Genomic DNA, 21804 nt, shown 5'->3' with positions numbered 1-21804 from the left:
TAAAAACAGGAAAAAGTTGATAGCATCTTGTGACATCTTGTGAATTGTACAACCAGCTAATACACAACTTTGCAAAAAAATCAAGAATCCGCAAAGAAAAAAATCAGCTTTGGTATGAATACAATGTTCACATGGGAAATAAAGGTAAAAAATAGTCCTTTATTAATAAAGAGATGCACTCATTGCAACAATGAACGTTTTTATTGTAGCGACAAGTTTAGAATGAATGCTCAAAAAAGAAATATCGATGTATGGCTAATATATAGATGCACAAAGTGTGATAACACCTGTAACCTTACTATATTGTCGCGAAGTAAACCGGACTTGATCGACAAAGCGCTATTCCACGGTTTTTCAATGAATGACAGAAATACAGCTTGGAGATACGCTTTTTCTACGGAACTTGAAAGAAAAAACAATATAAAATTAGATTACAGTAATGTCGGGTATGAAGTGATCAGCAATATCTCCGAAAAGGATATTGCCAACACGATGGAAGAAACACTAAAAATACAAATTAAATGCGATTTCGAATTCAACCTGAGATTGTCTTCATTCCTTCGAGGCTATTTTTCTCTGTCAGCCAATCAGTTAAAACGTATCTTTGAGCAAGAGATTATTTCCGTTTCAGACAATAAATTACCGCAAAGACAAAAGATAAAAAACGGAGATATCATCCTGATACAAAAATCTTTTTTCTTAGAGAACAAGTAACGTACCTCTAACTTTTTCGTATGCATGAAGATTGTTTGAAAGCACATCTTCATGCATACGGTAAAAATCATCACAACCCGATTACATTTAAAATCACATACTACTTTAACAGAGGTAGTTGGTGAAGCATATTTTTGATTTTAATGGCAATACGCGGCATCGGTTCCGCCACTGTAAGACCAACTAAATCGTACTTGGAAGCAATATCATTTATTACACGAACCACTTCGTCTATCCTCATGCCATCGGGTTCGACGCCTACGCCGGCAATGATTTCAGCAGGATCCAATACATCCAGATCAAAATGGATAACCACTTTCGAAGCTCCGGTCTCTTTCAGCCATTCCAGAATGGCCGAACTGTCGCCGGCTACTTTTTCGGGAGACAATCCCTTAATACCTAACTTTTCCTGTCGCTCCTTCATGCCCGTATCCCACGAACGCAGCCCGACAATCAGCGCTTTCGAAGCATCGAATTTACCGGGCAACAATCCCATTATCTCTTCATCGCCCATTCCCAGACAAGCAGTAAGCGCCATCGCATGATACCCCTCATACTCATCATAAGGCAGATTCACATCAGGATGTGCATCGATCCAGACAACAGCCACCTCACCAGGATATTTTTCGGCCAGATAAGTGAACGGAACTACACTCACAGAACAGTCACCTCCCAGCGTTACTATCCTGTCCGGTGCTTTTTCACGCAGCTTTTCGAGGGCCGCCTTCGTTTGTTTCAAGATGACCCGCCGCGAACTGATCCCTTTTTCCGTCTCCCTGTCATTGATATCCAATGATACCGGAACTTCAATTACCTCCTGGGAACTTTCCGGAGCTAACATATTCAACAATTGTGCTCCCAGATAATATCCTCTCGAAGCATCTTCAGCAGGGATGTCCGGCATCCAATGAGCAACAATGCCACCTTGCCACTGAGGATAAATCAAGCGGACTGCAGATGTTTTCTTTTCCATATTCTGATTATTAATTGATACTTTATTCTGTGCATGTACAGAGATTATTCCCATAAACAACACCGTCGATAACAAAACATTTCTCATTTCTTCCGATTTTTAGTGCAAAAATAGGGTGATCCCGACAAAGATACAAGTACGGCTAAATTATTCATATACTGATAAATTCACCCATATACCGGAGAGAAGCGTCAACAGCAGAGATTATTTTTTGTCAATACCGCAATTAATGTTATTTTTGTCTCCAAAACAAATGCTTATGTACAAAAAGAAAATACCCTTTGATATAGACTGTGGAATAAAAATTACGATGGAGGTAATGGGTGGAAAATGGAAAAGTTGCATTATCCAAGAGTTAAGCTTAGGTGCAAAACGCCCCAGCGAACTTCACCGATTGTTTGAAGAAGCCAGCCCGAGAGTTATCAATCAACAACTCAAAGAATTGGAAATGCACGGCATAGTGAAGAAAAAGATATTCTCGGAACTTCCCCCTCATTCCGAATATTCCATAACCGAAACCGGCAAAAGTTTACTCCCGATTATCGAACAGCTTGAAGAATGGGGAGATCACTTCCGACCGACCATGAAAAAACTTCTCGATATGGAGGACGAGATACAAAGTTAGCACAGGCGGAGGAATGTCTAAATCCATCCCATCTCTTTTATTACCCAAAACTCTACTATAAGAAGTGGAAACCACGCTGAACAGATCAACCATACCGGAATTCCTTTGTGCCATATGCTCTGACGATAATGTCGCATAAGGGCGGAGCGACGTCCACTCCAATAGCGCAGTATACAGAAAAGAACAGGTGGAATAATTCCAAATGCCATTACTCCGACAATGTGCCATCCATCCGTATGTGACAATACAGAAATTGAAGAAAGATAAAGGCTCAATGGCAGGACAAAGCAAAAACTCCAATATGAAAAGAACACAATCATTCCACTTATTCTAAAACTTTTTTCACCCCATTTCTCACCGCAATAATACATGTAATCGAAGAAATAAAAACGATATTTCTTCGGATGCAATTTCTTCTGCTGACGTTCGAAGTAGTTAAGAGTTTTTTTCTTAGATGGCATAATCTTTCATATTCAATTTATTAAATCCATGTTTTCTATTTACATAAAAATATCTGTAAAGATAATGATTGTTTTTGTCACTCAATCATATCTACATACTTTTGAATACACTGATGGGTATGAAAACTGTGCGCAATGAAAAATACAACTATTGAAGTTGCTAAATTGACAAGTTCAGGCAAAACGCAGTTTCTATTCGAATGAAGTCCATTTGTCTGGAATAACCGATTTACAAACACACAAATCATTGTATATCAACAATATAAATGTTTTGTTTTACAAAAAAAGATAGTCTAATACCTACGTACAAGAAATTAATATTAATACTATGTTAAATCGTATTCTTTGCAGCTAAGAAATGCATTTCTTAACTGCAAAAGATTAATGTTTTGCAAAGAAGGAAACAGTATATAAAAAAAGCGATTAACAATGTTAATTACCACCTCTCTCTTTTATCATCTATTTTTGGGTTTAAAGCACAAAAAAATAACATGCTTAATGTATTCTAATGATTAAAGTATAATTAAAACTTTCCGTGAAATACGGAAAAGTTTGAAGTATAATTAATTTTTTTAGATTATGAGTTTCCCCCAAAAATCTTAATAAAAAGAAAAGGATATACCGATAAAAATAAAACCTTTTATACGAAAATCCATAGCCAAAATACTAACCGGACAACGTAGAGTAGGGAAGAACTTTCTACTTTACCAAATCTGATCTGCACAAAAGCTACAAGAAATACGAATAAACCGACATAATGCTTTCATATCACGATTTCTAATAACACATACTTTAATCAAAAGGCAGCAAATAGAGAAAAAAGCGTATAAACAAATAAATAAAATACGCTTTTTTCTGCATATCTCCATATAAAAAGGATAGATATGCATTTTATTCCAAGATGTTAACTTACTTTTTCTTAGGAGATAATTCCGGTTCCTCTACGAGCAACGACTCAAAACTCTACGAGGAACCATAAGAAACTCTACGAGAAAAATTTATTTCCTTTTAAAAGTAGTCCTTTTAGACTAACTGATGAAAAAATAAAATCATTTCATAATAGAATAAGGCTTGATATATACAGATTTTCAAGACAAATTGCACATAAAACACACAAAATAACAAACTGGACAACAGCTAATCGGCTACAGAAATGACTCTCTGAAATTTTCTATATGAAAATAGAGAAGATTTTCGGTCTTTTGTATCCATCAACCTTAAAAAAATGATTTTACCGAAGTAGAAATACCATTTTGACAATGTGATATATAAATTAGTATACACCCATACGCTTCTCTGCGCTACCCATGTATTACGATTACCACATGCAATTTCATCCCCACTCGGTTAAATCAATTAAGTTTCATGAGTTATTTGTTTAACAATGTTTTAACGAGTTTATTCATCGGTTTCTCAAAATAATAGTAAGAAAGCAGACTAAGGAGAATAGTGACACTGAAGAGAATCGGAATAGAAATGTACCAATCTATATGGGAAGCACTTCCTTTTTGCCATTCTGCATAAGACAACAATACAAAAAGGTGAATCAGATAGAAGCTGTAACTAATTTCTCCACCAATAATCAAGAAACGATTAGACAACAGCCGTGAAACAAAACCTTTTTGCAAAGAGAAGCTCAATAAAAGCAATGCCACAGGAAACCAATAGTAACAGGTATATCGATACACTTTAGGAACGTCAGCAGCATATAAATAAAAAAATAAAAATATCACTATGGACGATATTTCGAGTAAGGTCCCGGTCCTATAAGTCATCTTTTTATCTATAAGATATGTGTAAAACCTGAACAGAAGCATGCCCACTATAAAATCTGGAATCCTCGCTATCGGATTCACATACCAATATCCTTTGATATTTTCCTCCGGCGTGAAATGCATCCCACAAACAGTCAATACAAGAAGCAGTATGAAAAGCATCAATAGCTTTTGATTCTTTTTAAAACAGACAACTAAAAAAGGGAAACAAAAATAAAACAATTGCTCACAACATAAGCTCCATGACGGACTATTGAATGAAAAGAAATAATCGGCATGGGGAATATAAGCTTGAGTGAGCGTAAGGGATGCTAAGAAATGTTTACACCAATCCCAGCCACCATCATATATAACATATCCGCCCAATGCAATGCTAAGAAATAAAGTGAACCAATGTAACGGATAAATACGTGCTATACGTGCTACCCAAAAAGAACGTTTTGTCGTGATATGTTCTGCCAAACGATTTTGGTAGTTATAAGAAATAATAAAGCCACTCAATACAAAAAAGAAACTTACTCCAACAAAGCCTTCTTTAAAAAAATGAGTATTAAAAAGATCTTCTATGATGTAACAATGGGCTCCAAATACCATTAAGGCAAATATAAAGCGCAAAGAAGTCAGTGCATTAATCATACAATATAGCTAATTAATAAATGTAGATACAAAGGTACACGTTTCGCCCGACTAAAATATTCACATAGATTAAAAAAACTACTTTACTGCCCGTAACCGACTTAAATGTTGTGGAGTAATTCCTAAATAAGAAGATATATAGTTCTGATTTGCCCGATGGATAACATCCGGCAACTCTTTTAATAGTTGGGCATAACGCTCTTTGGCCGAAAGAAATAATTGATCGTTATGGTGTTGATCCATATACAACAAACATTCTTGATGAATGACTCTACCCCAATTTGCGATTTCTATGTTTGTTTCATACAGATTATTCAAGTCATTTATAGCTATTGCATACAAAGTACAGTTCTCTAATAACTCCACATATTCATACCCCGGTTCATTATGATATAAATCTTTCATGGCAAAAGTTATGTCTCCCTCACGAGAAAACCAAATCGTCATTTCTTTTCCATCATGGAGACAGTAGGATCGTGTAAATCCTTTTTCAATAAAATACACATGCCTGTCAATAACTCCCTCTTTTATAAGAAGATGTTTCTTGGGGAGTTCTAACTTTTTCATTTTACTGAATAGTATATTTAAAGAATTATCGGACACAGGATAATATCTGCGAATACCATCTATTATATTCTGCATATTTTTATTACAATAGAGTTTACTCAAACTGTTTTTTGTAAACTCGTGATTTTATTCTGCAAAGATATACGCATATATGATATATAACAAATCTAATTTGTATTAACTCTATTGTATTTCAAGACAATATATAGGCCGCAATCGCTGCGAATATCTTAAATACATAAGAAATATTGTATCATCATGTCATTCCGCAATTTTATAAAACAGACAAAATGCAACAATATCTACATCTCTTTTTTACAATATATTTTATTTTGACTATCTTTGTATCGATACTCGGAGAGTATCATTAATTATTCAGTTTAGTGTCTACTTGAAAGCTGCAATTTTTAAATGGATACCACTAAACTGAATGGCCATTCGTATGTCCTCGAACTACGATATGCGCACTCGTTCAGTATTAGGGTATCCAGGTTGTTTGCAGCACCTCAAGTAGTCTATATTGGATTGGGTGCGCTTTTTTGTGTCCCCGATCATAATCATTTAAATATAATGAATATATGAGACACCATTTTTATTCTTCCGATGAACTTCGTACAATAGGCATAATAGCTATCTTATTATACATTGTATTATTATTTATCATCGCTGCCATGTGGATGCATATCGAAAGGCAAGATGAGACCATTCGAAATCTCCGCATGAAGATATCAAAAATGGAATGTCGTCAAATGACAGAGAAAGCCGTCATCCATTCAATGTGTCTGCATGAACTATTTGATAAAATAGATAATCCCAGACCATAAAGAAATTATCATTTCAATTCTGATTTTTTCCGAAATCATATCGGTTTCGGAAAAGTCTCTGTTTACCCGTCTTCACTTTAAAACAATAAGAAACAACAGCCATTTTGGTTCTTTTGTTTTTTTAACAATCTTCACACAACGCTTCTCCAGTACCGCCATAAATACAAAATGATATATCATATAAAGTACAATAAGTACTTCCCGCCAAATACAGAAATAAATCGACGAAACCAATTGATAATAAAGCCTCCCGGAGTTTTCGTACTTTATACAATTAGTACCCCTTACAAAAGCGTGAAATACATATTGTAAAGCATACGATAAGACGAATTGTAGTTACTGTAAAATAGAAGATATGTATATCTATGAAAAACAATGCTTTAGAACATATTATTTTTTATTTGCAGATACAAAAAACACTTCTATATTTGCACCGTTCAAAATTAAAGTATTATGCAGAACATACAGAAGCAACCCCCATTGGCAAACAATCACATATCAGTAGACTGTGTAGTGATCGGTTTTGACGGAGAACAGCTAAAAGTACTGTTAGTAAAACGAATAGGAGAGGAAGACGGCGAAGTATATCATGACATGAAACTTCCCGGAAGTCTGATCTACATGGATGAAGATCTGGATGAAGCCGCCCAACGTGTGTTGTGCGAGTTGACAGGGCTTAAGAACGTAAATCTGATGCAATTCAAAGCTTTCGGCTCCAAAAACAGAACCAGTAACCCGAAAGATGTACATTGGCTGGAAAGAGCCATGCAGTCGAGAGTGGAGCGTATTGTTACCATCGCTTACCTGTCGATGGTGAAAATAGACCGGGCACTGGATAAAAGCCTTGACGAACATCAGGCATGTTGGGTTGCTTTAAAAGATATAAAGGTTCTTGCTTTCGATCATAACCTGATTATCAAAGAGGCCCTGACTTACATCCGGCAGTTTGTGGAATTTAATCCCTCCATGCTCTTCGACCTGTTGCCACGCAAATTTACAGCATCCCAACTGCGTATATTATTTGAACTGGTATACGACAAACCGGTAGACGTACGCAACTTCCACAAAAAAATAGCAATGATGGAATACGTCGTCCCCTTGGAAGAAAAACAACAGGGAGTAGCTCACCGGGCAGCACGCTATTACAAATTCGATAAGAAAATATATAATAAAACAAGAAGATGAAAAGGATTGTATAAATCATATTCCTCTTTTCATGTTCATAAATTATAATTCATAAATCAACATCATGTATCTATTAGGTTATGACATAGGTAGCTCGTCTGTAAAAGCGAGTCTGGTAAATGCAGAAACGGGCAAATGCGTATCGTCGGCATTCTTCCCGAAAACCGAAGCAAATATTATTGCTGTTCATCCGGGCTGGGCCGAACAAGAACCGGAAAATTGGTGGGAGAACCTCAAGTTATCCACCCAAGCTATTATGACGGAATCGGGAGTGGATGCTGCCGAGATCAAAGCAATCGGTATCTCTTATCAGATGCACGGATTGGTATGCGTAAACAAGAATCAAAAAGTGCTTCGTCCGGCTATTATCTGGTGTGACTCACGTGCCGTTCCCTACGGACAAAAAGCATTCGAAACCATAGGAGAGGAGCAATGTCTTTCGCACCTGTTGAACTCTCCGGGCAATTTCACTGCCTCCAAATTAGCATGGATCAAAGAAAACGAACCGGCCATCTACGAACAGATATACAAGATTATGCTTCCGGGCGATTACATCGCCATGAAACTGAGCGGAGACATCTGCACGACCGTAGAAGGGCTTTCGGAAGGCATATTCTGGGATTTCAAAAACAACCGGATTGCTGATTTTCTAATGAAATATTATGGTTTCGATGAATCACTGATTGCCGACATCAAACCGACTTTCGCAGAGCAAGGACGCGTAAATGCCGCTGCGGCAAAAGAATTAGGATTGAAGGAAGGTACACCTATCACTTACCGCGCAGGTGACCAACCCAACAATGCACTCTCACTGAATGTGTTCAATCCGGGAGAAATCGCATCGACCGCCGGAACTTCGGGAGTAGTATATGGTGTAAACGGTGAAGTGAACTATGACCCGCAATCACGCGTCAATACCTTTGCTCATGTCAACCATAGCACCGAACAAACCCGCCTGGGAGTACTGCTCTGCATCAACGGAACCGGCATTCTGAATTCATGGGTAAAACGCAATGTCGCCCCCGAAGGTATCTCTTACAATGACATGAACGTGCTCGCAGCAACAGCGCCCGTCGGAAGTGCCGGACTTAGCATTCTGCCCTTTGGTAACGGCGCGGAACGTATGTTGTGCAATAAAGAAATCGGTTGTAGCATCCGCGGATTGGATTTTAATACCCACGGCAAACACCATATCATTCGTGCGGCACAAGAAGGAATCGTATTCTCCTTTAAATACGGCATCGACATCATGGAAAAAATGGGAATCCCCGTACAAAAGATTCATGCCGGACAAGCAAACATGTTTTTAAGCCCTATCTTCCGCACCACACTGGCAGGAGTGACAGGAGCTACTATCGAGTTGTACGACACAGACGGTTCTGTCGGTGCTGCCAAAGGAGCAGGTATCGGAGCAGGTATCTACAAAAACAACAATGAAGCATTTGCCACTTTGGAGAAACTGGAAGTCATCGAACCGGATGCCGCCAGACAACAGGAATATGCCGACGCCTATGAACGTTGGAAATTCTGCCTTGAACAATCAATGAACAAATAATCTAAAGAAACAAAGTATAAACCCCGTGTGTGAGTTACTTGTCAGAGCAAGCTCACCACATAAATCAATTATTTAAATTATGGCAACAAAAGAGTATTTTCCCGGAATAGGAAAGATTAAATTTGAAGGTAAAGATAGTAAGAACCCGATGGCATTCCGTTACTACGATGCTGAGAAGGTGATCAATGGTAAAAAGATGAAAGACTGGCTGAAGTTCGCTATGGCATGGTGGCACACTCTCTGTGCAGAAGGCGGCGATCAGTTTGGAGGCGGTACTAAACAATTCCCCTGGAATGGCGACAACAACCCCGTGCAGGCTGCAAAAAACAAAATGGATGCCGGTTTCGAATTCATGCAGAAAATGGGCATCGAATATTACTGCTTCCACGATGTAGACTTGGTGACAGAAGCCGATACGATTGAAGAATACGAAGCCAATCTGAAAGAAATCGTTGCTTACGCTAAACAAAAACAGGCAGAAACAGGAATCAAACTGTTGTGGGGTACAGCCAACGTATTCGGTCATGCACGTTATATGAACGGTGCTGCAACCAATCCCGATTTCGATGTAGTGGCACGCGCTGCTGTTCAAATAAAAAATGCAATCGACGCAACCATCGAATTAGGTGGTTCTAACTACGTGTTCTGGGGAGGACGCGAAGGATATATGTCATTGCTGAATACAGATCAGAAACGCGAAAAAGAACACTTGGCACAAATGCTGACTATCGCCCGCGATTATGCTCGTGCCCGTGGCTTCAAAGGTACATTCCTTATCGAACCGAAACCGATGGAACCGACCAAACACCAGTATGATGCAGATACAGAAACCGTTATCGGCTTCCTGAAAGCTCACGGACTGGACAAAGATTTCAAAGTGAACATCGAAGTAAACCACGCCACATTGGCAGGCCATACTTTCGAACATGAATTAGCTGTAGCTGTAGACAACGGCATGCTGGGCTCTATCGACGCCAATCGTGGTGACTATCAGAATGGCTGGGATACAGACCAGTTCCCCATCGACAACTATGAACTGACACAGGCTATGATGCAGATTATCCGCAACGACGGATTGGGTAACGGCGGTACAAACTTCGATGCCAAAACCCGCCGCAACTCTACCGATCTGGAAGACATCTTCATTGCCCACATCGCCGGTATGGATGCAATGGCCCGTGCTCTTGAAAGTGCAGCCAATCTGCTGAACGAATCTCCATACAAAAAGATGCTGGCCGACCGCTACGCTTCATTCGATGGCGGTAAAGGTAAGGATTTCGAAGAAGGCAAATTGTCTTTAGAAGACTTGGTTGCTTATGCAAAAGCAAACGGCGAACCGAAACAGACCAGTGGCAAACAAGAATTGTATGAAGCAATTGTAAATATGTATTGTTAGTGATTTTAGTAGTAAGTGATTTTAGTAGTTAAGTAGTCAAGTAGTAAGTAGTTAAGTAGGATAGATTTGTAACTGTAAAATTTTCGTTTTATTCTTTTGATTACTTTGATCATTTATCTACTTACTACTTAACTACTTACTACTCGACTACTTACTACTTATCTACTTACTGCTTGACTACTAAAATTATAATCTTATTATCATGACAAATACAGACAACGGTAGTAAACTCTACCTATATTCCATAACATCAGTAGCCATTCTGGGTGGATTGCTGTTCGGGTACGACACCGCAGTAATCTCCGGTGCAGAGAAAGGGCTCGAAGCCTTCTTCCTCACGGCAACCGATTTCCAGTATGACAAGGTTATGCACGGCATCACTTCTTCAAGTGCTCTGATAGGCTGCGTTCTTGGTGGCGCGCTTTCCGGCATCTTTGCTTCCCGTTTGGGACGTCGCAATTCATTGCGACTGGCTGCCGTACTTTTCTTTCTTTCCGCATTAGGTTCTTATTATCCGGAATTCCTGTTTTTCGAATATGGAAAAGCCGATATGAATCTGCTCATTGCATTCAATCTGTATCGCGTGCTCGGAGGTATCGGAGTAGGGCTTGCTTCGGCTGTTTGTCCGATGTATATTGCAGAGATTGCACCCTCCAACATTCGCGGAACGCTGGTTTCGTGTAACCAGTTTGCCATTATCTTCGGTATGTTGGTAGTATACTTTGTGAACTACATGATTTTGGGCGACCATCAGAATCCGATTATCGACAAAGATGCCGTCACGGGTGTTCTCTCCGTCAATGGCGCATCAGATATGTGGTCGGTATATGAAGGTTGGCGCTATATGTTCGGTTCCGAAGCTTTCCCGGCTGCCATGTTCGGTTTACTGCTGTTCTTTGTTCCTAAGACTCCCCGCTATCTGGTGATGATCGATCAGGATCAAAAAGCCTACTCTATATTAGAGAAAGTAAACGGTGCAGCAAAAGCAAAAGAGATTCTGGCAGAAATCAAAGCTACTTCCCAGGAAAAAACAGAGAAACTGTTTACTTACGGTGTGGCGGTTATTGTAATCGGTATCTTACTCTCTGTGTTCCAGCAGGCTATTGGTATCAATGCCGTACTTTATTATGCTCCGCGTATCTTTGAAAATGCCGGTGCTGAGGGTGGTGGTATGATGCAGACAGTGATCATGGGTATAGTAAATATCGTCTTTACATTGGTTGCCATCTTTACAGTTGACAAATTCGGACGTAAACCGTTATTAATCGTCGGTTCTATCGGTATGGCTTTCGGTGCCTTTGCAGTAGCTTTGTGCGACAGCATGGCCATTAAAGGCATCTTCCCCGTATTGTCGGTAATTGTTTATGCTGCATTCTTTATGATGTCATGGGGACCAATCTGCTGGGTACTTATTGCAGAAATATTCCCTAATACGATTCGCGGCAAAGCGGTTGCCATTGCCGTAGCATTCCAGTGGATATTCAATTACATTATATCTTCTACTTTCCCTGCGCTCTACGATTTCAGTCCGATGTTCGCATACAGCCTTTACGGAGTTATCTGTGTAATTGCTGCCATCTTTGTATGGCGTTGGGTACCGGAAACGAAAGGTAAAACACTGGAAGACATGAGTAAACTCTGGAAAAAAAGGAAATAAAGATCCTTTACGCCGTCATAGGCCGGCTAAAATAGGAATATATAAATGAAACGGTCGCTTATCTCTGTTCAAAGTATTTTTTGACAGTGATAGGCGACTGCTTCGTTTATAAACAATATGCAAACACAACATAAAAAATTAAAAGCCCTATCCTTTTAAAACAACTTATATAGATAAACTTTACCTTTGCAACATCTTTTTAAAATAATCTTATTATTATGGAGTCTCTTAAAATTAATAAAGTACAAATTCGAAATCTGCAAATAGAAGATTATACCCAACTCTCCCAGTCATTCAAACGTGTATATTCTGACGGAAGTGATGTATTCTGGACACATAAACAAATTGAAAAACTTATCAAAATTTTCCCGGAAGGCCAGATTGTGACAGTGGTTGACGAAAAAATAGTGGGCTGTGCACTTTCGATCATCCTTGACTATGATAAAGTGAAAAACGACCATACCTATGCACAAGTGACCGGAAAGGAAACTTTCGACACGCACAATCCCGATGGTAATATCCTTTATGGCATTGAAGTGTTTATCCACCCCGATTACCGGGGACTGCGACTGGCACGCCGTATGTACGAATACCGCAAGGAACTATGCGAAACACTGAATCTGAAGGCCATCATGTTCGGCGGACGTATTCCGAACTATCACAAATATGCCGACAAAATACGGCCGAAAGAATACATTGATAAGGTGCGGCAAAAAGAAATATACGATCCTGTACTTACATTTCAGTTATCCAATGACTTCCACGTACGAAAAGTCATGAAAAATTACCTGCCAAACGATGAGGAATCCAAACACTTTGCCTGCCTTCTACAATGGGATAATATCTATTATCAAGCTCCTACACAAGAGTATATATCACCTAAAACAACCGTTCGCGTCGGGCTTGTACAATGGCAGATGCGTAGTTACAACAGTTTGGACGACCTATTCGAGCAAGTGGAATTTTTTGTAGATTCCGTATCCGACTACAAAAGTGACTTTGTATTGTTTCCGGAGTATTTTAATGCACCGTTAATGGCAAGATTTAATGACAAAGGAGAATCACAAGCCATCCGTGGATTGGCTGAATATACTCAGGAAATACGAGAACGGTTTATCAAACTGGCAATCAGTTACAACATTAACATCATCACCGGTAGTATGCCGATAATCAAAGAAGACGGCTTACTCTATAATGTAGGATATCTCTGCCGCCGCGATGGTAGCTACGAGATGTATGAAAAGTTGCATGTAACTCCCGATGAAATGAAAAGTTGGGGATTGAGTGGTGGCAAAATATTGCAGACATTCGATACGGATTGCGCTAAAATAGGCGTATTAATCTGTTATGATGTTGAATTTCCGGAGTTATCCCGCTTGATGGCAGATCAAGGAATGCAAATATTATTCGTCCCTTTCCTTACCGATACACAGAATGCCTATTCACGCGTCCGGGTTTGTGCACAGGCCCGTGCCATAGAAAACGAATGCTTCGTGGTTATTGCCGGTAGTGTGGGCAATCTGCCGAGGGTCCACAACATGGATATCCAATATGCACAATCAGGAGTCTTCACTCCTTGCGACTTTGCTTTCCCGACAGATGGCAAAAGGGCCGAAGCAACTCCCAACACCGAAATGATTCTTGTATCGGATGTAGATCTCGACTTACTGAATGAATTGCATACATACGGCAGTGTACGCAATTTGAAAGATCGGAGAAGTGATTTGTACGAAGTGCGGTTCAAGAAATAACAGCTATTACGAAAATATTATGCATCGTTAATCTTTGACCGATGAACAAAGATTGACGATGCTTTGTTTTTCAATACAAATCATTAAATAACATCTAAAAATAGATCATTATGAGATCATTAATTGGAAAACAAGCGCCGAAATTTAATGCCACGGCTGTAATCAATGGGCATGAAATCGTTCAGAATTTCTCATTGGACCGGTATAAAGGAAAAAAATATGTAGTATTTTTCTTTTATCCGATGGACTTTACTTTCGTATGTCCTACAGAATTGCATGCCTTTCAAGAGAAACTTGCTGAATTTGAAAAACGTAATGTAGCTTTGGTCGGTTGCTCGGTAGACTCTGAATATTCGCACTTCTCATGGTTACAAATGCCCAAAAATGAAGGTGGCATTCAAGGTGTGAAATATCCTATCGTATCTGATTTCTCCAAATCGATTTCCGAAAGCTACGGAGTATTGGCAGGAAGCTATGCTCCCGATGAAAACGGTAATTGGATATGCGACGGAGCTCCGGTTGCCTTCCGTGGATTATTTCTCATCGACAAAGAAGGTGTCATACGTCATTGCGTCATCAACGACCTCCCGTTAGGACGTAATGTGGATGAAGTTTTACGTATGGTAGACGCTTTACAGCACTTCGAAGAATATGGTGAAGTTTGCCCGGCCAACTGGTCAAAAGGTAAAGATGCCATGAAAGCCACCGAAGACGGAGTAGCCGATTATTTAAGCAAGCATTGACCAATAAAAAAGAAATTGTAAGAAAAAGGGCGTTTATTGAAAAATAAATGCTCTTTTATAGTTGAGAATCCAAATATTATAACGTTATTTGTAACCGAAAACAAAGGATTGTTTTATTTTACTCTTTCTTTCTACCTAATCAGTCGAATTTCAGATCTAATTTCAAACTTCTCTTGTTTCTAATTTTATTTATCAATTTTTATTTTTTGTATTTTATGAACATGTACATTGGAAACCTTAGCTATCGTGTTAAGGAAGCTGATCTGAGACAAGTAATGGAAGAGTATGGAACAGTAGATTCAGTAAAACTGATTATCGACCGCGACACTCGTAAATCTAAAGGATTCGCATTTGTTGAAATGCCGAACGACGCTGAAGCTAAGAACGTTATTTCAGAACTGAATGGTGCCGAATATGAAGGCCGCGCAATGGTAGTAAAAGAAGCTTTGCCTCGCAACTAATCCATTTATATAAAATTAATTGCCGAGGGGATGTATTTGTGAAAATACATCCCCTCGCTGTTTTTTAGAATCTGCTTTAATTTTCCCTCTCCAGTCTTCCACTAAAAGTTATAAATCCAACCGAACATATATTTTTCCCATTTGTTTATTTAAAAAAAGGTAAACATGAAAACAAAGCTATCAATTGTATTAGTGGCCATTGCCGGCCAATTCATTTATTCTCTTCCAACAAAGGCCTGTACAGGCATAACTCTAAAAAGCAAAGGGGAAACCACCATTGTAGCCCGTACCATCGAATGGGGCGGAAGTAATCTGAACAGCCAGTACGTCATCGTACCCCGAGGACATACCGAGCAGTCATATACTCCCGACGGAATGAATGGTATGACTTTCACATCCCGCTATGGATACGTAGGATTTGCTGTCGAACAAAAAGATTTTGTTGCCGAAGGACTAAATGAAGCGGGGCTTTCTGCCGGATTATTTTATTTTCCCAATTATGGCAAATATCAGGATTACGATTTTACAGAAAAAGAGAAAAGCATATCCGACCTGCAACTCGTTTCCTGGATATTGGGAAAATGCAAGACGGTGGATGAAGTAAAAGAAGCCGTTAAAAAGGTTCGCATTATCAACATCGACCCACGTGCATCAACCGTTCATTGGCGATTTACCGATACTTCAGGCCATCAATTAGTACTTGAAATCATTAACAGAGTTCCCGAGTTTTACGAGAACAAGTTAGGTGTACTTACAAACTCTCCCGGTTTCGAATGGCAACTTACCAATCTTAATAATTATGTCAACCTGTTCCCGGGTACAGCTCCCGTACAACATTTAGGAAACATTGAATTATCCTCTTTTGGTGCAGGAAGCGGCTTTTTAGGTATTCCCGGTGATGTTACTCCTCCGTCACGTTTTGTGCGTGCCGCTTTCTATCAAACTTCGGCTCCACAACAAGACACTCCTCTGAAAACAGTTCTCCAGTGTTTTCAAATTCTGAATAATTTCGACATTCCCATAGGAATAGAGTTTAAACCGGGAGAAGTTCCCTGTGACATACCCAGCGCAACGCAATGGACTTCAGCCACAGATATGACAAACCGGATAATCTATTTTCGCACAATGTATAATAGCGCAATCCGTAGTATCGATCTCAATACAATCGATTTTACCAAAGTCCATTATCAGGCAAAGCCAATGGACATCGTAAAACAACAACCTGTAGAAACAATAAAAATAAAATAAATATTTCAGTTGTTTGTAACAGCACGGATGATCGCAAATACAATTCAGTTGTTTGCGATCATCCGTACCTTTCTTTTTGTACTACAACATTATTTAGACGATGTTCCGCTCTCCAGGATACTGACTATTGAAAACAGAGTGAAACAGATGGCTCCCAGACCGGTTAACACACGCGCAGGTATAAAATAGTCTTCATGAATTGTACCGAGTTCAAATGCAAAAGCGGCTAAGAACAAACAGGTTAATGCAGTCAGTATGGGAATGATAGGAATACGATTGGATAACTTGAATTCATGTCTCCATATTTTTGCCAGCAGAATGACCTTACTTGAAATACTATAACAGACTAAGCCTAAGCCGACCATAATGAAACCGATAACTCCATTCGTTGAACTGGAATCCGCAAAAACAACGAATACTCCCCAAACAAGAGAAACCGTCCCCATCAATAATACCAGTTTAGGCCATCTGTTACGTTCCGTTGCCGAATATACATTTCGTACTTGGCGGGCAATGGTGGCAACCAACGCAATAAGACTGGTACAAATGCACGCCAGTCCTATCATTACATGCCCGGCAACAAAATAAGCAACATGCATTTCACTTTGTCCCAATAAAACAAATGCCCATATCCAGGCAGCAGCAGACGCGATAACCGCTATGCCTTTCAATACCCGCTCTTGTCCGGCAGTAAATGCATTTTGCGGAACATCATGTCCGGTATCTTTCGCGTTGGCAGGAATTAAAGAAAAGCGGGTAGAAGAAGTAGCGGCAGTTGCCACACAAACAGTGATTAATCCCACTCCGGCCACCACATGTCCGGCAACGAAAGAGGAGGGGCTATTTGCTGAAGAAAAAATAACTATACCGGAAATAATGGTAACCACAGCAGCCAGATAACCGATAATTGGCAAAGCATATTTGGAGTTTCGTCCATACGTATGAATAATCTGGCGTATGATAGTGGCCGCCGTTGCAAAAAGTGCAATACAAATCATACCTAATGAGAATACAACAGGACCTGCCACCAAGCGGTTAGGGTCGTCTCCCAATACATAAATAAATGTTCCGTATCCGAAACAGAACAGAGCCATTATCAACGGAATGGCTCTGAATAGTACACTTATACCATAATTCATATCCTTATATAGTTTTTAAATTTCCCTGTAAAACAAGGTTTAACGTTATTTGTTTTTGAATTATTCTTCCTTTTTGGGTCTTTTCACAAGAGACACCTTTCTACCGATTGAAATTAAAAAGCCTTTTCTTGTATGAAAACGAATGTTTTTGTACATTTGCACCCTTAAAATAAGGAGGGTACCTCCAGTCTTAATTGTAAATAGTAAAAATCGAGATATAGTCATGAGCAAGAAGTTCGCCGAGTATTCACAGTTCGACCTTTCACAGGTAAACAAGGACGTATTGAAAAAATGGGACGAAAACCAGGTTTTCGCCAAGAGTATGACAGAACGTGAAGGCTGCCCTTCGTTTGTTTTCTACGAAGGTCCTCCATCAGCTAATGGTATGCCGGGCATTCACCACGTGATGGCTCGCTCTATAAAAGATATTTTCTGCCGCTACAAAACGATGAAAGGCTATCAGGTAAAGCGTAAAGCCGGATGGGATACACACGGACTGCCTGTAGAGTTAGGTGTGGAAAAAGCAATGGGTATCACCAAAGAGGATATCGGCAAAAAGATTTCTGTAGCGGAATACAATGCTGCCTGCCGCAAGGACGTGATGAAATTCACGAAAGAGTGGGAGGACCTTACTCACCAAATGGGGTATTGGGTGGATATGAAACACCCGTATATCACATACGATAATCGCTACATCGAAACATTGTGGTGGCTACTGAAACAAATGCATAAGAAAGGATTCCTATATAAAGGATATACTATCCAACCTTATTCTCCGGCTGCCGGAACAGGCTTGAGTTCGCACGAGCTGAACCAACCGGGTTGCTATCGTGACGTAAAAGATACGACCGTAGTAGCACAATTCAAAATGAAAAACCCGAAGCCGGAAATGACCGAATGGGGAACTCCATACTTCCTTGCATGGACTACCACTCCATGGACTTTACCATCAAACACAGCATTGTGTGTAGGTCCGAAAATCGATTATGTAGCCGTACAATCTTACAACGCCTATACAGGGCAACCCATCACGGTAGTATTGGCAAAGGCGTTACTGAATACCCATTTCAATCCCAAAGCTGCTGATCTGAAACTGGAAGATTATAAGCAGGGAGACAAACTGGTTCCATTCAAAGTGATTGCCGAATACAAAGGACCCGACCTCGTAGGAATGGAATATGAACAACTTATCCCATGGGTGAATCCGGGTGAAGGTGCATTCCGTGTCATCTCGGGTGATTACGTAACGACTGAAGACGGTACAGGTATCGTACATATCGCCCCGACATTCGGTGCAGACGATGCTCAAGTAGCCAAAGCTGCCGGAGTTCCTCCCTTGCAGTTGATCAATAAGAAAGGTGAACTCCGTCCGATGGTGGACCTTACCGGTAAATTCTATACTTTAGACGAACTGGATGAAACATTTGTAAAAGAGCGTGTTAACGTAGAATTATACAAAGAATATGCAGGACGCTTCGTGAAGAACGCATACGATCCGAATCTGACTGATCAGGACGAAACTCTGGATATAAGTATCTGCATGATGATGAAAGCCAATAATCTGGCATTTAAGATTGAGAAGCATGTACACAATTATCCGCATTGCTGGCGTACAGACAAACCGGTACTTTACTATCCGTTGGATAGCTGGTTTATTCGTTCTACCGCTTGCAAAGAGCGTATGATAGAACTGAACAAAACGATCAACTGGAAACCCGAATCAACCGGTACCGGACGTTTTGGCAAATGGCTGGAGAATCTGAATGACTGGAATTTGAGTCGTTCCCGTTATTGGGGGACTCCACTTCCGATCTGGCGTACAGAAGACAACAGTGATGAAATATGTATCGAATCTGTTGAAGAATTATATAACGAAATAGAAAAGTCGGTAGCTGCCGGATTCATGAAATCGAACCCTTATAAAGACAAAGGATTCATACCTGGGCTTTATACAGATGAAAATTACGATAAGATCGACCTGCACCGTCCTTATGTAGACGACATCATCCTCGTGTCAAAAGACGGAAAGCCGATGAAACGCGAGACGGACCTTATCGATGTATGGTTTGACTCCGGTGCAATGCCGTATGCACAAATTCATTATCCGTTCGAAAACAAAGAATTGCTGGACAGCCATCAGGTATATCCTGCCGATTTCATTGCGGAAGGAGTGGATCAGACACGCGGGTGGTTCTTCACTCTGCACGCCATTGCGACAATGGTATTCGACAGTGTATCTTATAAGGCTGTTATTTCCAACGGTCTGGTATTGGATAAGAACGGTAATAAAATGTCCAAACGTTTGGGCAATGCCGTCGATCCGTTCTCTACGATCGAGAAATATGGTTCCGACCCATTGCGTTGGTATATGATTACGAATTCTTCTCCATGGGATAATCTGAAGTTCGATATGGATGGCATTGAAGAGGTGCGCCGTAAGTTCTTCGGTACATTGTATAACACGTATTCATTCTTTGCATTGTATGCCAATGTAGACGGATTCGAATATAAAGAAGCAGACGTTCCGATGGAGTCACGTCCGGAAATCGACCGTTGGATTCTTTCGGTATTGAATACGCTGATCAAAGAAGTGGATACTTGCTACAACGAATATGAGCCAACAAAAGCAGGACGCCTGATTTCCGACTTTGTAAACGACAATTTGTCTAACTGGTATGTCCGCCTGAACCGCAAACGTTTCTGGGGCGGCGAGTTTACGCAAGACAAGCTGTCGGCTTATCAGACATTATATACCTGTCTGGAAACCGTCGCCAAACTGATGGCGCCTATCGCACCGTTCTATGCCGACCGTTTGTATGGCGATCTGATCTCTGCAACCGGGCGCGACACGGTTGTTTCCATTCATCTTGCCAAATTCCCCGAATACAAAGAGGAAATGATAGACAAGGCGTTGGAAGCCCGTATGCAAATGGCACAAGACGTAACCTCCATGGTATTGGCACTACGTCGGAAAGTGAATATCAAAGTACGCCAACCGTTACAATGTATCATGATTCCGGTAGTAGATGAAGAACAAAAAGCTCACATAGAAGCCGTGAAAGCATTGATCATGAACGAAGTAAACGTAAAAGATGTCAAATTCGTAGACGGTGCTGCCGGTGTACTGATAAAGAAAGTGAAATGTGACTTCAAAAAACTCGGCCCTAAGTTTGGAAAACAGATGAAAGCCGTAGCAGCAGCCGTAGCGGAAATGTCACAGGAAGCCATCGCCGAACTGGAAAAGAACGGCAAATATACGCTGAATCTGGATGGAGCGGAAGCCATCATCGAAGCGTCGGATGTAGAAATCTTCAGTGAAGACATTCCGGGATGGTTGGTTGCCAATGAAGGAAAACTGACTGTTGCCTTGGAAGTTACCGTAACCGAAGAACTTCGTCGTGAGGGCATTGCCCGTGAACTGGTGAACCGTATACAGAATATTCGTAAGTCAAACGGTTTTGAGATAACCGATAAGATAAGAATAACAATATCTAAAAATCTGCAAACGGATGATGCAGTAAACGAATATAAAGACTATATTTGTAACCAAGTTTTGGGAACATCCCTTGATTTGGCAGACGAAGTAAAAGAGGGTACGGAGTTGAATTTCGACGACTTCTCTTTGCTTGTCAATGTAGTGAAAGAATAACTCTAATACTAATAACTTTAAAAAAACAAGATTATGGCAGAAAAGACAAGATATTCAGATGCGGAACTTGAAGAATTCCGTGCCATTATTATGGAGAAACTGGAGTTGGCGCAACGTGACTATGACCAGTTGAAAATGAGTCTTATGGGCCTTGATGGCAACGATACAGACGATACATCGCCCACATATAAAGTATTGGAAGAAGGAGCCAATACATTATCAAAAGAAGAAACAACTCGTTTGGCACAACGCCAGTTGAAGTTTATCCAAGGTTTACAGGCAGCACTTGTCCGTATTGAAAACAAGACCTACGGCATTTGCCGTGAAACGGGTAAACTAATTCCGGCAGAACGTCTCCGCGCTGTGCCTCATGCTACACTGAGCATTGAAGCTAAAAACAGTGGAAAGAAATAATTAGCAACGAGTCAGGAGCTACAAGCTACAA

Annotated in this window: 18 protein-coding genes; 13 read left to right on the top strand and 5 right to left on the bottom strand. The window is 40.2% G+C overall.

What is annotated here, in order from left to right; translation table 11 throughout:
* Positions 1–114: 114 nt before the first annotated feature.
* Positions 115–714, top strand: a complete 600-nt coding sequence (locus HMPREF1532_RS16340) for a DUF1062 domain-containing protein (protein WP_005931944.1) — start codon at positions 115–117, stop codon at positions 712–714.
* 100 nt (positions 715–814) lie between these two features.
* Here HMPREF1532_RS16340 and HMPREF1532_RS16335 read toward each other — a convergent pair whose 3' ends face one another.
* Positions 815–1687 (bottom strand): arginase family protein, encoded by an 873-nt coding sequence (locus tag HMPREF1532_RS16335; RefSeq protein ID WP_025819052.1) that lies wholly within the window; start codon positions 1685–1687, stop codon positions 815–817.
* A gap of 259 nt (positions 1688–1946) precedes the next feature.
* Here HMPREF1532_RS16335 and HMPREF1532_RS16330 point away from each other — a divergent pair, with 259 nt between their 5' ends.
* Positions 1947–2312 carry a winged helix-turn-helix transcriptional regulator gene (locus HMPREF1532_RS16330; protein ID WP_025819053.1) on the top strand — a complete coding sequence of 122 codons (366 nt, stop codon included), beginning with the start codon at positions 1947–1949 and terminating at the stop codon, positions 2310–2312.
* A 17-nt stretch (positions 2313–2329) separates the two neighbouring features.
* On the opposite strand, the gene HMPREF1532_RS16325 is transcribed toward HMPREF1532_RS16330, so the two are convergent.
* The 3 genes from HMPREF1532_RS16325 to HMPREF1532_RS16315 all read right to left on the bottom strand — a co-directional run bounded on the left by HMPREF1532_RS16325 (position 2330) and on the right by HMPREF1532_RS16315 (position 5826).
* Positions 2330–2773 carry a hypothetical protein gene (locus tag HMPREF1532_RS16325; protein WP_005931938.1) on the bottom strand — a complete coding sequence of 148 codons (444 nt, stop codon included), beginning with the start codon at positions 2771–2773 and terminating at the stop codon, positions 2330–2332.
* A gap of 1370 nt (positions 2774–4143) precedes the next feature.
* Positions 4144–5184, bottom strand: a complete 1041-nt coding sequence (locus HMPREF1532_RS16320) for an acyltransferase family protein (RefSeq protein ID WP_005931936.1) — start codon at positions 5182–5184, stop codon at positions 4144–4146.
* Positions 5185–5262: 78 nt separating this feature from the next.
* Positions 5263–5826: a Crp/Fnr family transcriptional regulator gene (locus tag HMPREF1532_RS16315; protein ID WP_005931934.1), complete on the bottom strand. Its 564-nt coding sequence runs from the start codon at positions 5824–5826 to the stop codon at positions 5263–5265.
* A 503-nt stretch (positions 5827–6329) separates the two neighbouring features.
* On the opposite strand from HMPREF1532_RS16315, the gene HMPREF1532_RS16310 reads away from it, so the two are divergent.
* The 9 genes from HMPREF1532_RS16310 (at position 6330) to HMPREF1532_RS16270 (ending at position 16571) form a co-directional block, all read left to right on the top strand.
* Positions 6330–6575 (top strand): hypothetical protein, encoded by a 246-nt coding sequence (locus tag HMPREF1532_RS16310; protein WP_005931932.1) that lies wholly within the window; start codon positions 6330–6332, stop codon positions 6573–6575.
* Between the two features lie 453 nt (positions 6576–7028).
* Positions 7029–7760 carry an NUDIX hydrolase gene (locus HMPREF1532_RS16305; RefSeq protein WP_005931931.1) on the top strand — a complete coding sequence of 244 codons (732 nt, stop codon included), beginning with the start codon at positions 7029–7031 and terminating at the stop codon, positions 7758–7760.
* Between the two features lie 64 nt (positions 7761–7824).
* Positions 7825–9315, top strand: coding sequence for a xylulokinase (locus tag HMPREF1532_RS16300; protein WP_005931929.1), 1491 nt, complete (start codon positions 7825–7827; stop codon positions 9313–9315).
* Positions 9316–9394: 79 nt separating this feature from the next.
* Positions 9395–10711 (top strand): xylose isomerase, encoded by a 1317-nt coding sequence (gene xylA, locus HMPREF1532_RS16295; RefSeq protein WP_005931926.1) that lies wholly within the window; start codon positions 9395–9397, stop codon positions 10709–10711.
* Between the two features lie 202 nt (positions 10712–10913).
* Positions 10914–12368 (top strand): D-xylose transporter XylE, encoded by a 1455-nt coding sequence (gene xylE / locus HMPREF1532_RS16290; RefSeq protein ID WP_005931924.1) that lies wholly within the window; start codon positions 10914–10916, stop codon positions 12366–12368.
* Between the two features lie 218 nt (positions 12369–12586).
* Positions 12587–14119, top strand: a complete 1533-nt coding sequence (locus tag HMPREF1532_RS16285) for a carbon-nitrogen hydrolase family protein (protein ID WP_005931921.1) — start codon at positions 12587–12589, stop codon at positions 14117–14119.
* A 110-nt stretch (positions 14120–14229) separates the two neighbouring features.
* Positions 14230–14862: a peroxiredoxin gene (locus HMPREF1532_RS16280; protein WP_005931918.1), complete on the top strand. Its 633-nt coding sequence runs from the start codon at positions 14230–14232 to the stop codon at positions 14860–14862.
* A 215-nt stretch (positions 14863–15077) separates the two neighbouring features.
* Positions 15078–15323, top strand: coding sequence for an RNA recognition motif domain-containing protein (locus HMPREF1532_RS16275; RefSeq protein ID WP_005931915.1), 246 nt, complete (start codon positions 15078–15080; stop codon positions 15321–15323).
* Positions 15324–15488: 165 nt separating this feature from the next.
* Positions 15489–16571, top strand: coding sequence for a linear amide C-N hydrolase (locus tag HMPREF1532_RS16270; RefSeq protein WP_005931912.1), 1083 nt, complete (start codon positions 15489–15491; stop codon positions 16569–16571).
* A gap of 89 nt (positions 16572–16660) precedes the next feature.
* On the opposite strand, the gene HMPREF1532_RS16265 is transcribed toward HMPREF1532_RS16270, so the two are convergent.
* Positions 16661–17710 (bottom strand): DUF2776 domain-containing protein, encoded by a 1050-nt coding sequence (locus HMPREF1532_RS16265; RefSeq protein WP_005931909.1) that lies wholly within the window; start codon positions 17708–17710, stop codon positions 16661–16663.
* 223 nt (positions 17711–17933) lie between these two features.
* Between HMPREF1532_RS16265 and ileS the strand changes: the two genes are divergently transcribed.
* Positions 17934–21359 (top strand): isoleucine--tRNA ligase, encoded by a 3426-nt coding sequence (ileS, locus tag HMPREF1532_RS16260; protein WP_005931905.1) that lies wholly within the window; start codon positions 17934–17936, stop codon positions 21357–21359.
* 33 nt (positions 21360–21392) lie between these two features.
* The gene (locus tag HMPREF1532_RS16255) at positions 21393–21773 is read left to right on the top strand and encodes a TraR/DksA family transcriptional regulator (protein ID WP_005931903.1); all 381 of its coding nucleotides are present in this window, start codon (positions 21393–21395) and stop codon (positions 21771–21773) included.
* Positions 21774–21804 lie beyond the last annotated feature (31 nt).

This window comes from Bacteroides salyersiae WAL 10018 = DSM 18765 = JCM 12988 (assembly GCF_000381365.1).
Lineage (GTDB): Bacteria > Bacteroidota > Bacteroidia > Bacteroidales > Bacteroidaceae > Bacteroides > Bacteroides salyersiae.
Note: the sequence above shows the minus strand (reverse complement) of the source record. Positions and strands in the feature narration are given on the sequence as shown.